8 protein-coding genes and 1 pseudogene are annotated in these 13,228 nt (G+C 38.3%); 1 reads left to right on the forward strand and 8 read right to left on the reverse strand.

From position 1 onward, the window contains the following. Window positions 1–111: pseudogene (locus FTU12_RS09080) on the forward strand (IS5/IS1182 family transposase); the annotation flags it as partial. Window positions 112–198: 87 nt separating this feature from the next. On the opposite strand, the gene FTU12_RS09085 reads toward FTU12_RS09080, so the two are convergent. The 8 genes from FTU12_RS09085 to tssF form a co-directional block, all read right to left on the reverse strand. Beyond that, window positions 199–1,086, reverse strand: a complete 888-nt coding sequence (locus FTU12_RS09085; RefSeq protein ID WP_180041436.1) for a DMT family transporter — start codon at window positions 1,084–1,086, stop codon at window positions 199–201. A 241-nt stretch (window positions 1,087–1,327) separates the two neighbouring features. Beyond that, window positions 1,328–2,956: a long-chain-fatty-acid--CoA ligase gene (locus FTU12_RS09090; RefSeq protein ID WP_180114213.1), complete on the reverse strand. Its 1,629-nt coding sequence runs from the start codon at window positions 2,954–2,956 to the stop codon at window positions 1,328–1,330. 408 nt (window positions 2,957–3,364) lie between these two features. Further along, window positions 3,365–4,111 carry an OmpA family protein gene (locus FTU12_RS09095; protein ID WP_257227308.1) on the reverse strand — a complete coding sequence of 249 codons (747 nt, stop codon included), beginning with the start codon at window positions 4,109–4,111 and terminating at the stop codon, window positions 3,365–3,367. A 20-nt stretch (window positions 4,112–4,131) separates the two neighbouring features. Next, entirely contained in the window at window positions 4,132–5,091 is a 960-nt protein-coding gene (tagF, locus tag FTU12_RS09100) for a type VI secretion system-associated protein TagF (protein WP_180114215.1), read from the reverse strand. A gap of 57 nt (window positions 5,092–5,148) precedes the next feature. After that, a complete protein-coding gene (gene tssM, locus FTU12_RS09105; protein ID WP_180008120.1) occupies window positions 5,149–8,979 on the reverse strand; it encodes a type VI secretion system membrane subunit TssM in 3,831 nt (1,276 codons plus the stop codon). A 28-nt stretch (window positions 8,980–9,007) separates the two neighbouring features. Further along, window positions 9,008–10,453, reverse strand: a complete 1,446-nt coding sequence (locus FTU12_RS09110; protein ID WP_180114216.1) for a hypothetical protein — start codon at window positions 10,451–10,453, stop codon at window positions 9,008–9,010. A 2-nt stretch (window positions 10,454–10,455) separates the two neighbouring features. Then, window positions 10,456–11,448: a type VI secretion system baseplate subunit TssG gene (gene tssG, locus FTU12_RS09115; protein ID WP_180023729.1), complete on the reverse strand. Its 993-nt coding sequence runs from the start codon at window positions 11,446–11,448 to the stop codon at window positions 10,456–10,458. Beyond that, window positions 11,412–13,220: a type VI secretion system baseplate subunit TssF gene (tssF, locus tag FTU12_RS09120; RefSeq protein ID WP_180102273.1), complete on the reverse strand. Its 1,809-nt coding sequence runs from the start codon at window positions 13,218–13,220 to the stop codon at window positions 11,412–11,414. The genes tssG and tssF overlap by 37 nt, the downstream gene beginning before the upstream one ends. Window positions 13,221–13,228 lie beyond the last annotated feature (8 nt).

Consider the following 13,228-nt stretch of genomic DNA (forward strand, 5'->3'; position numbering starts at 1 on the left):
TTGAAAACCTTCAAAATTCTTGCTGAGCGATATCGCAATCGAGGCAAAAGACTAGCATTAAGATTCAATCTAATTGCTGGAATTTATAACTTGGAGCTGAGTGAAAAATGACTTATGAAAGAAATCTATTAAAAATATATTCGAAAAACTGACTTAAATTCGGCCTCTATTTGCCTTCATGACTGTTTAAAGCACAGATTAAGCCCAAATCACCATAATGGCCGCAATCACCACAAGGGCTAATCCCCAATGATCGGTTCTTGCGAGTTTTTCCTTAAAGAAATAGGCAGAGATTAAGAGGCTAAATAAGATTTCGATTTGACCTAGGGTTTTGACAATCGCAACCGTTTGCATGCTCATGGCAGTAAACCAGCCCAAGGACGCTAGAAAGCTACAGACACTAACGCGAAAGGTCAGACCGACTCTCTCCCACATGGCAATGAGCGTTTTGCGGCTAAATAGACTGAGGTACAGCAGCATAATCACACATTGAAAGCCAATTACACTCAACAACACCCACGCCGCACGATGCAAAGTCGGTAAATCACTTAGCTCTAAACTGGCTTCACGAACCAATAACGAGGTAATTGCAAAACTTAATCCACTCCCTACACCAATGCATAAAGTTGGTAGTGATAACTTTTGTCGTTGAGAACCTTTACTTAAAAGAAAAACAGCAACACCACCAACCAAAACACCAATCCAACCAAATAAACTTAAATGCTCACTTAAGAAAATCACCCCAACAATGGCCGCAAATATCGCTTCACTTTTCGCTAAACCGACACCGATGGCATAATTCTTTTGCTTAAAAAGCAAGACCATTAAAATCGTCGCTAAAATTTGACTTAGTCCTGCAATCACCACATACACCCAAAACATAGGTGTAAATGTGGTCACCTGAGTCACAGGCTGTTGTTGGTACAGCACAAATAAATAAATGCAGGCAAATGGGAGCCCAAAAATAAACCGAGCAAGGGTAACACCATACACATCAACAGTGGTACTGAGTTGTTTTTGAAATGCATTGCGCCATGACTGCATAAAAGCAGCCATTAAAGTGAATAAGATCCAAACTGGAAACATAAGAAAGGTGGTTTAACGGTGGATGCCTCATCAATTTACGCTTTTATTGAATTGAATGCGACCCAACACGGCTAGATTATTCATTGAACTTGGTTATGGATTCGTTGAAAAAAATTTATTTAAAAACCTCATATTAAGCATATGGTATTTATCGAAAGGTAAGTTTTTATAAAAAAATGCAAAGGCATATCACCTTTGCATTTTGCACTTTACCAACATTTAGTTAGCGACTTACGTTAAGTTAGCTTTCAAGTAGTACAGCACCAAATTGCTCACGTAGATCTTTTTTCAGCATTTTACCTGTTCCACTCAAAGGAATAGCATCCACGAAAATCACTTTATCTGGCACCTGCCATTTAGCAACTTTATCAGCATAGTAATCCAAAATTTCTGTATCAGATAAATCGACATCTGGCTTTTTAATCGCAATCAATACAGGACGCTCATCCCATTTCGGATGGGTCGCTGCAATCACTGCCGCCATTGCAATTTTAGGATGTCCCATAGCTAAATTTTCTAACTCAACAGAAGAAATCCATTCGCCGCCCGATTTGATCAAATCTTTTGAACGGTCACTAATTTTTAAGAAACCATCTTCATTCAGCGTAGCAATATCCCCGGTATCAAACCAACCATCTGAGGTTAATGCGGACTCTGTTTTGCCAAAGTAATTGCCAATAATCCAATGCCCTTGGATTTGTAAATTACCTGTCGTTTCACCATCACGTGCAACTTCATATGTACCGCTTTCTTCATCGGTAATACGTAAATCGACCCCAAATGGTGGACGACCTTGTGACAAACGCACTTGTAATTGTTCTTCTTCAGATAATAACAAATGTTTGGCTTTAAACTGGTTTGAAGAACCTAATGGACTGGTTTCGGTCATGCCCCAAGCATGAATCGTTTCACAGTTAAATTGCTCTTTAAACACTTTCAACATCGCAGGTGGGCAAGCAGATCCACCAACCACATTACGCACTAAACTTTCGAGCTGACTACCTGCTTGTTGCGCAGCATTGATTAAACCCTGCCAAATCGTTGGAACACCCAATGCAACGGATACTTTATAGTCATCAATCATTTGCGTCAGGCTTGCTCCATCTAAACCTGGGCCTGGCAGCACTAAGGTGCAACCCACCATAGCCGCAGCATATGGCGTACCCCATGCATTGACATGGAACATCGGCACAACAGGCATCATAATATCTCGCGCTGAGATATTTAATGAATCTGGCATACAAATCGCATAACTGTGTAAGACTGTTGAACGATGACTATACAACACACCTTTAGGATTGCCTGTGGTACCCGAGGTATAACATAAAGAACTAGCCGATAATTCATCTAATTCTGGCCATGTATAGTCTGCAGATTGCCCCGCGATAAGTTCGTCATAAAATTTAACATCTGGCACAGCTTCGACAATCGCTGCATCTGGTGCATCTAAGCAAATAAAGTGCTCAACAGATTTTAATAAAGGTTTTACTGCTTTGATTAAAGGCAAAAAAGTTTTATCAAATAACATGACGCGGTCTGCGGCATCATTGATGATAAAAATTAATTGTTCAGGAAATAGTCGAGGATTGATGGTGTGACAAACATAGCCACTACCAGAAATAGCGTACCAAGACTCTAAGTGGCGATGGTTATTCCAAGCGATGGTCGCAACACGATCCCCTAAATTTAAACCGAGTGATGCGAGAACATTCGCAAAACGTTTTGAATTTTTATGAACATCACCCCAAGTAGTTTTCGTAATCGTCGTGTCTGTATTTTTTGAAATTACTAAACTATCCGCATGATAGCGACCCGCATGTTCAATCATGCTACTAATCAAAAGCGGTTTAAACATCATATTACCAAGCATTCTTTGCTCCCACATTCATCCATATTGAGTTGTTGTTTTCCGCACTGTCCTGCAGATTTTTTAAAACTTTACGCTATGTCAAAAGTGATTATTCTTTAACGACAAGGTTGAAAGCAGTAGATATGAAACGCATATCCAAAACTGATTCTTATGTTTTAACCTTAATTGATTTTAGAATCCACTGTTTTATTGCTCAAAATATGAATGCTTTAGTGGTATAGAATGCAAAAATTAATAGCTTCAGCCCAATTCAAAATATATTCTTAATGTGCGCGCACACCACTGCTTTAAAGAAATTTTTTTGTTCAAATATTAAATAATTGACTGAATCAGATTGGCATAAAAAAACCCAGTCTACATATACTGGGTTCATTCATCGCATTAGCCGTTGTAGTTAAGTTACAATAGTTACAGTACTTCAAACTCAATACGACGGTTTTTCTTACGACCTTCAGGCGTAGCATTGTCTGCTACAGGCTTATTTGAGCCCATCCCTTCAGTACTTAAGTTCGCCGTCGCAATATTTTTTGAAATCAGGTAGTTTTTAACCGCATTAGCACGTTCTTGGCTTAAACTTAAGTTTTTCTCAGGATTTCCCGAGCTGTCTGTATGACCAATAATACGCACTTTTTTCCCACCTACGCGATTCAGTGCGACAACCATTTCATCTAAGATCTGTACCCCAGATGGCGCTAAAATTGCGCTTCCAGATTCAAATTCAATAATACGATTACGTAAAGCCGCATCAATAATAGTCTGTTCAGCCTGATTGACAGAAAGCTGTGCATTGAAACGAAAAGGTGCTGTGACCAAAGACTGAAACTTGGTGGTCGTTGGTTGGATATCATTTTGATTTGACATCTTGCCACTTAAATCGACTTGCGTTCCGCGTACAGAGAGTTTCCCCTGTTTTACTTTTTTTAAGTCATCATTAATCATTTGGCTTACGCTATTGCCCCAACCATTGGGTGCTGTAACCGCTCGAACCTGAATTTTATCAACCACATTTGCCTGACCATAGGTCAAATAGGCTTTATTTAATATTTCTTGCTTGGTTGCTTCATTCGGTACAGCACCTTCAATCACAATAGGCTCTGCCCAAAGCAAAGTCGAACAACCTAAAATGCACACACTCGCAAGAAATTTGGGCAACATTGGTAAGATTCTTTGCATCATTATTCTTCTATAAAAGTCTGTCTAAAAAGTTTAATGCCATGAATAAGGCTGATCTGACGCTCACTCAAAGACTGTTCCAAAACGGCTAAGCCTGCATTTTGTTCAAGATAAGGATCAATCCAACTGGCATCGATCAGGGAAACCCAATGATCACTTTGCATATTTTGGGTGAAAACATCACTGAGTGCAGTAATATCAGCACCTTGAAAACCAAACAGTAAAACTGGCGAATCACTGTGTAGGATGCCAATGAGTAACTCAGCATCCTGGTTTTCGACAAAGCGACTAATTAAATTGACCCAAAAAGCCGCAATTTCATAGCAGTAACTAATATTATTAATTGGTAAAATCAACACTTTATTCAACCGAGACGTGCCCTGATGAATAATCGGTTGTAGCAGCAAACCGAGACCAATCATGCTTTGCGCAAACTGATAAGGCGTAAAATTCAATAAACGTGCAAATGAATGCAACGTATGATGCTCATAAAAAGAAGAGGTTTCTTCTGTCCCGAACACTTGAATTTCGTTATTCAGTTTGCCTAATTTATCGAGCAAAATATCGGGATCGCGAATAGAACGCATCACTCGGTTACGCTGATATAAGTCAATTAAGGTTTGTTTATAACGATAAGGTGCATACAAAATATTATCGAAAGGATCATCGATTTCTAGCAGATGAGCGAGCACCATTGGAAATTGACGCTTTGAACTGTCTTCACTGCTAATCAAATTGGCAACCAAAAAACGCTTATCTTTTGGACTGGCAATAAAGAAATCTAATGAAGGCAGTGAGTTATACGCTGCATTAAAATTGTCTGAACGCATAGCGAACTCAAGCGCCTCCGTGATCCACTGATCGATTAACTGAATCAGTGAATATTGTTCACGGCTCTTTAAGAAGTCACCACGAGCTGGACATTTCCCATAATACAGCGGTGTCGTTCTCACTTCATACATCGTCACACTCCTTGTTCTTTTGCACGAATGCCACCGCTCTCATTTTTAAATTCATCATCATGGTGTTGCTGTTCCTTGTACAACACTCATCGGTGAAGTCGCTGGCGCTACAGGCGCTTGTCCTGCAGGCATCGTTTGCGCTGCGACGACACGAACACCTTTATTCGTCACCACTTGATCAACAAGAGTCATACCTGAATAGCCTGAACCTGTAGTTGGGCCAGATGCGTTACCACTAATTAAACGGAAGTTCACTTTTACAAACACTTTTGGATTTTGTTTGCTACGCCACACCATTTCAAATGAATTACCATTTTGTGTACGCTGAGCGCCTTCAACCAATCGGTTAATACCATATTCACCCGGCTCATCAAAAATCGTATGCGTTTGACCTTCCAAGTCAATTGCAGTAATACGTGCACCCGGAATTGCCCCTTTATTTGGCCAAACGAAGTTCACCCATTGCTGAACACCGTTTTCATACACCATACGCTGACCATCAATATCAATGGTATATGAAAGTAACTGTGTGTTTTCTAATGGGAAGAACTGGAAGTTCGATTGATTGGTTGCCGCAGGTGCTGCTTGACTCAATTCCCCTGTAGCAACGCCATTACTTGGCGCAACATAGCGTTGGAAATTCGCTACGAATTGTGGATTTAAACCAATGCCCAAATCTTTCCATGTTTTCGTGGTTAAGGTATAGCCACGACGAATCACCAATGGATCTAAATATTCTTTTACAAAGCGAGCGATACTTCCGTTTTCACCAAAAATTTGGCTAATTTCATTACTGGTCGCTTGTAAAGTAGCATTGCTATTAAATGGATATTTAGGTGCAAGATTGGTTGTAAATGGTTGATACGCCTGCATTGCCCACAACTTATTAATTTCGTTTTGAGCTGGAATCAAAAGAACTTCAAATGACTGAGTCACCGGCTGCATAAAGAGTTTTTGAATCAACTGTTGATCTAATTCATTCAGACCCACAGACATTTTTTCATCCACAAATTTTTGCGTGCTATTAAAGACAGAGCTTTGATCATTGATGGTTTGTTTCACCAATGTCATGCTTGCAGGTCCCATATCACCACCACTCTTCAAGTCATTGAACTTACTACGCACTTGACTCAAAGACAGCATGTATTCATCTAAAATAGATTTGTTTTGCTGATCATCACGCTTACGAACCAATTGATAGAACACATCAAATTCTTTTGCAATAACACCTTGACCGGCTTTAGAAGCCACTTGCTGTGCCTGCTGCGCATCATCACGGCTAAGGACTTTACGTTTAAACCACGCAATAAAGCCTTTCTGAGGTGCAGCAAGTTCTGCTTGAACAATTGGATTATCCCAACTGGTTTCTTTCGCTATACGGTCGACCACTTTACGAATTGGTGAGTTTTCAGGTTCACCTAAAATATCGATAAAACGTGACTGCTGAGCGACATCTGCGCCTTTGCCATAATGTACGGCATTTAAGAATTTACGCCATTCAGCGATATATTCCTGCTTATAAAGTTCGGTTAACTGTTTACTGATCTGATCTGGACTGCCACTAAATGTCAGGTCATCAGAACGATTGGTATTGAGTACCCAATCTTGAGTATCCGTCGGATTATTCGCTGCTTGGTTAATCGCATCTTTTACATAATCATTCCATGCTTGGTAAGTAAAAATACCCGGCAAGGCATAACTACCTAACATGCTGTTTTGGCCTGTTTCACCTAAAATTTGCTTCACAGTTACTGCAGGGAAACGTACCGAACCACGCATTTTAATTTCATTATAAACGCGGTCACGTGCGGGAATACCCATAGTAACAGCTGTTAATAATTGACGTGTTTGATCAACCAATAAAGGATCAGATTCCATTTGCGGGAACGCAGGATCAGCAGCTAAAGTCATCGCATAAGATAAAACTTGTTCGGCTTTTTGAATCATTTCCCCACGTGGCATTTGACCACGATTTGAATCTAACCATGAACGCCAGAAACGAGTAACTTGATCACTCAAATGGCTCGATTCCATATATTTATGATTGCTCATCATCAAATACGCCTTCAGTGCATTGTAGGCATCCTGAGGATTAGTATCCGATGGTTCTAAATAGGGCTGATTTGATTTCACAGCTTGAGTGATTTGCACATTGACGTGATTTTCTTTCAACGTCGCTTCATTGGCTTTGACACGTTGTAAGTACTGCGCCATATTTTGTTGAGATGGTGCCAATACAATTTGTTGAATACCACGTAAATACTCAACTTTGAGTTTTTCACGGATTTTATTCCCTTGGTATAAACCAAAACTATATTTCAATGGACGATCTTCATCAAAATGATCGAGCTGCTGTAAATGTCCTTGTAATATCAGCAATGCATCCAATTGAGTCGAAAGCTCACTTCCGCTACGGCTTTCCATTTGCACAACTTTGTCTAAGTCAGCTTGAACTTCCGCCACGAGTTGTTGGTTATTACGATACGACCAAACCCACAACCCAAGCACCACAGCAACCAATAACAATGCAGCAATAAATGCCATAAAGCGCTGACGTTTACGTGCAGGATTAATATGTTGTTTAACCAGATTTTTATCTTTTAAAATGACGGTTGAAAATAGTCCTTTTAAGAAATAACCATGATCTTGCGAAACAGAATTCGTAGGAATGCCAAACTCACTATCCGTACTTTTCACCAAATGAAAATCTTCAGCGATTTGCTCAGTCATTGGACTTTCAATCACACCTTCTTGCAATGCACTGGTGAAATAGAACCCACGGAATACTGGTTTAAACTGATAAGGGTTGTCTTGAAACAACGTACCAATAAAAGTTTTGAGCACTGGCTTTAAACTTTTAAACTCAAGTGGAAATGTCATTACACTTGGAGAAATATTTTGCGAATGACGACGACTTAAGTGCGTAGTACTGACGCTCTTCAAACCATCGTATAAAATTGAATAATGCTTTTCGAACATCTCAACGGCATGCTCAGATGAGTCTGGATCATAAGGCAGTGTTGCACCCCAAACTTGATCAAATTCATCCTTATCATAACAATCAAAAAATTCAGTAAAGCCGGCAATCAAATCCATTTTTGAAAAAACGATATACACTGGCGCAAAAATTTCTAAACGTTCAGTCAAATCCTGTATACGTGCGCGTAAGTTTTTGGCTAATTTGATTGATTTTTCAGGGCTTTGACTGACAAGCTCAGCCACAGAAACAATCACGATTAAACCGTTAATTGGTGCTTTAGAACGGTTTTTTTTGAGAATATTTAAGAAACCTAACCATTCTGAATGGTCTTCGGCATAAACAGAATATCGACCTGCGGTATCGAGTAAGACACCATCTGTAGAGAAAAACCAATCGCAGTTACGAGTACCACTTAGACCTGCCGACACCATTTTCTGATGAGTTTCTTCAAATGGAAATCTAAGACCAGAATTATAAATCGCTGAACTTTTACCCGCTGCTGGGTTACCAATCACCATGTACCAAGGTAATTCATATAGGGCTGCATTACCCTTTTTGTCGCCGAGTTTTGATTTACGGATAAGTTGAATCGAGTCTTTCATTTGCTGATTGATCAGCGCAAGTTCTTCTTTATTCTTTTGTTTGCCGTATTCAGCTTCATTATCTTTGGCAATCGCCTCAGCCAGCTCTTCGCCTTGCTGTTTATGACGATAATGCTGCACTAATTCATAAATACCCCACAGAATTAATCCGAGAATATAAACAGCAACCACAATGTAAAAAGTCTTTTGTGGAATCGAATTATGCATAGCCACAATGGCCACAAAAAATGACAAAGCCACCATCGCTTTAGGATTGGTGACGTACTGCCAAACATAACCGAGGATCGTATAAAATAGTGTGTTCACAATGTTCTCAATTTCGTCTTAATTCTAATTAAACAGTTTCTTGTTCAAGTTCATCTTCTACTGAAAATGCTTGAATAAAAGCAAATGTCGATTCTTGGTCTGTGCTATAAATCATGGCAGTTAACTCTTCTGGCAAGTGCATACCCAACATGAATCCAAAAATTTTTGCCAATTGCTGGGTATTTCCAAGATTCTGTTTTGTATATAAAAAATGATAGGTTTCAATCGCGGTTTCATTAAATTTATACTGTAATTTTTTCACCACTTTCATATCCGTTGCATCATCTAACATCAATAAAAAGGGTTGTTCTTGATCATACTGATCTAAATTATTCAGTGCTTTAAGCTCTAAATTATGTTTCAACTCAGGCTCATGTGCCACCACTTGTAGCACTTTATTTGGAGTTAAACCTCGAACTTGAACGTCTGAAGCAGCCAAACACCAACTCGATGCAAACTCTGCAGCAATGTATTTTTCTTGTAACCACATCTTTTCATCAATCCATTCTTGGTCGATTTCAGAGTCAGCATTGAGAATCAAACTGACTTCAAACTTTTGTTTTGAAATCATCTCTAAAATGCTTAACCATTCTGAATAAGCGACTTGAGTGCCGATAAAATGTGGCTCGATATGAATTTGTTCGGGAATGATCGAAAATCCGTCAGATAGATACTGCTGAATAATTTGAGCATAATCATCATTCCATTGATGAATCAAATTATCAGCAAGCAAAATATGGACATTTAAACGATTTAAACGTGAAACTTGCTGTGCATTGTTCGCCAAATGTTCTGGATGTTCATCTTGCGTATAATCTGGATCCACCCAACCCGGATGCATACGGTACTGATATGCCAATTCACTATCATAAAAGAGTGCTGATTGCTTCAGATGCTCAGCAATTAAAAATAGACTTTCAACGTGTTGCTCTAGTTGTTGCTGAATAAGTGACTGGATTCGTTTTTCACGCATGGTGATGGCACTATATTCATCATCTGCTTCTTCATTAGTGAGTTCATCCAAATCTTTGATTCGAAATGAAAGAACAGGCAAACCGTATGCATTGAATAATTTATCATCGAGTTCAGGACTTTTGAATTGTTGAATATCTTGGATAATTTGTTCGTTTTCACCAAAACTATGCCAAGCCGCTGAAGAATAAACATTTAAACGAAATTGCTGTACATCGACAGGCTTTGGTTTTGCTTGTTCAATGGCCTCAAGTTGTTGTTGCTCAGCTTGTTCTTCTGCACGTTTTTCAGCTTCAAGTTTTTTTTCTTTTTGATGTTGAATGCCCTTGTAAAGCAAATAAGGCGACAAAATAATTGCACATAAAGCGACAGGAAGAAGTAGAAAATAGGTGATCAGATCAAAAGCTGTCGGGTCATAGCCTGTATCTCGCCAGTAAAAAATCACGAAAGCAGTACACAAAACAAAAAGCGTACTAAAGGTTCCAATTATTAATTTCAGCATTATTATGCATTCCCCATTAAGGCATAACAGGTTTCTGTATTATCGACCTGTTTATTCGGCTGTAAAAATGCTCCCTGAGCTAAACCAATTCCGCTCAAAGAATTTAAACACACCGGTTTTATTTCTTCTTTTTGTAAAATTAAGCGCACATCCACCATTAATGTTGGACTGCACCAAGTTTGAATCATTTGTTTTAATTTTAGGCTGCGTGCCTGATTCGGTAAAAATGTTAAATAATCTTCATGATTTAAAGGTCCAATCACGATTTCAATTTTTTCGTCAATCTGTTGAATCTTCTCACCACAAAAAGTATTCAGCCCCAATAAGCTCGGCTGAGATCCACCTAAACATGTTCTCTGATCTTCTTCAAATACAAAAGTTTCAGGGATAAATTCTCGAATATCAAATTTCTGCTTAAAGATACAATTCAGCATGGTTTTTAATGCATAAGCTGTATTGTTTTGCCCCTGCATTAAACCTGAGAATTCAGCAAAATAATCATCTAAATCTGGCTGATCATGCTGGCTACGGATATAACCATTTAATGCATGTAAAATATCAAGATAGTGATTATCCTGCTCGATTTCATAACGAATAGGTAAATGATAATTTAAACTAGCATCAACATAATGTGCTGTTAATTTATGATTAAACAGCCCTAAAAACTTTTGTGTTTCGTGTCGCTGATGACGCCCGCTGAGCTTAATCTTATTAGTATAACTATAAGGTAATGCACCTTGAATACCCGTTAAACCCACCATTAAATTTGTCAGTTCAACTTTCTCATCGTTGAACTCTAAACTTTCAATTTCAGTATTCGGGAAGTTCAAATTAAGTGAACTATTAAACTCAAAGTCATTAGCCCAATGGACTTGAGCTGCTCCATAAGGTGCATGTCTTAACAAACGAGTAGCTTGAACAAACTCGTAGGCTTTCGGTTCTTGGAAAAGTCCGTCAATTACAGAGCTTTCTTGCCACCAACGTTCTGCACGCATTGGTATAACTCCTGTTGACTATTTGCATCAAAAACCGAGACATCGACAAAGCTGTTCATATTGACTTTTAAATTAAAGATATGGGCTAGCAATTGACTAAATATATACAGGCTATGCCCTCTAAATATATCCGCATCGATATCGAGCTGTACTTTTAAACCTCTGACAAATAATGGAAACGGTTTACTATCTACAAGTTTCTGTGTGGTAGAAAACTGAATATTTTTTATGGAGTCGATAATAATTTGGTTTTCTTTCGATTTAGGTAAATTATACAATTCCAAAAGTTCTTTAATATGAGAGACCGCATCGCCTTTCATTAAAGACATATTATTCAAAGATAAATGTGAAATGACCCGCCACTGTTCTTGTTTATTTTGCTCAAAATAATACGGTAACGACGGTCGTTTGAGCATCAGAGCACGACGGGCCAAATTACTATCATTCAGAGTTAATGCATTCTGATCTTTATTATAACTTTCGTAAGGTAACTCACGATTACTACATAGTAGTTCAGTACTAATAAAATCGGACTGAGTGCTATGTGGGTCTAAAGCACGAGATATGATTGAATAGTTTAATTCCTGATGTTTATTCTTCATCTGCTGCGGATTTAAACTATAAAAAAACTGGACTTTATCCTGATGATAATGACTCATTGCAAAAAAAGGCAGTACCGGATAATACACTTCATCTTGGTTACTTTTTTCACGCACCATATTCATTTTTAAAATGCTATAGGCTTGAAAATATTCAGGATGGTGTGCATCTGTCACCAATGGATATTCCATTCGCTTATGATTAATCTTTTGCGGCTCTGCTTGTTTATTGAAAAGATTAACAATTGGTGTAGCAAACAATTTAAAATTTGCCGCATTTAATTCAGAATAATTTCGAATCGCTGCTTGATCATTTAAATTGAGTTTAAAGTGCATTTGAACATCAAATTCACTATGTTCTAAACTTAAAAACTTAATGAAATCTAGATTTAGATTTAAAAAATTGAATTTTTCAGGAACACAAAAATATTCCATCAGTAAACGATATGCATGATGTGTATGTTGATCGATAGGTAGAACACTTTGAACTTCATCAAAGCCCATAATTTCAAATGGATTGGCAATATCAAAAATGTGCTGCCCCACACGAATCGAAAAACTTGTAGTTGATTTAAAAATACTATCTAAAACCTGCAAAGGAAAATTAGAAATAGCGTCTAAAAATATCGGCAAAGTTTCATTTTTGAGTAAAGCGTGCTTATTCGAAAAAATTTCAAATCCTAAGCTCAATGTAGCATTTTGATTTAAATGCATATGTGCCGATGGATGAGTTTTGAAATTGAGCTGTTTTAATTGAATCGGTAATAATGTGACTTCTTGTACCGTCTGATATTCACATTGAACACCGCGCGTACTTTTGGCTTTTAGACTGGTCGCCTTTGGAATAACGTGTCGATCTGTTAATTGCTTAATTTTATTTATATCTTCGAAGCTTACCACAGAACATGCAGGAAATGGTTTTAAATATTGAGGAAACATCACCTCAAAAATTGAACGGGTAAAAACGTCATAACTATCTGCAAGTTTTTTGTCAATCCGTGCAGAAATTAGAGAAAATGCTTGAATTAAACGCTCAATATGCGGGTCATCTATTTGTTCTTGGTTTAAAGACAAACGCTGGGCGATTTTGGGGTATTTACTGGCAAACTCACGGGACTGTTGTCCAAATTCCTGTAGTTGTTTTTCGTAATACGGTAACAGCTCTTCAATCACAGATAACC

This window comes from Acinetobacter sp. YH12063, assembly GCF_013419715.1.
Lineage (GTDB): Bacteria > Pseudomonadota > Gammaproteobacteria > Pseudomonadales > Moraxellaceae > Acinetobacter > Acinetobacter amyesii.

Coding starts and splice junctions, on each gene's coding strand:
- FTU12_RS09085 (WP_180041436.1), bottom strand. CDS start 1,086: ATGTTTCCAGTTTGGATCTTATTCACTTTAATGGCTGCTTTTATGCAG.
- tagF (WP_180114215.1), bottom strand. CDS start 5,091: ATGTATGAAGTGAGAACGACACCGCTGTATTATGGGAAATGTCCAGCT.
- FTU12_RS09095 (WP_257227308.1), bottom strand. CDS start 4,111: ATGTTGCCCAAATTTCTTGCGAGTGTGTGCATTTTAGGTTGTTCGACT.
- FTU12_RS09090 (WP_180114213.1), bottom strand. CDS start 2,956: ATGCTTGGTAATATGATGTTTAAACCGCTTTTGATTAGTAGCATGATT.
- FTU12_RS09110 (WP_180114216.1), bottom strand. CDS start 10,453: ATGCTGAAATTAATAATTGGAACCTTTAGTACGCTTTTTGTTTTGTGT.
- tssG (WP_180023729.1), bottom strand. CDS start 11,448: ATGCGTGCAGAACGTTGGTGGCAAGAAAGCTCTGTAATTGACGGACTT.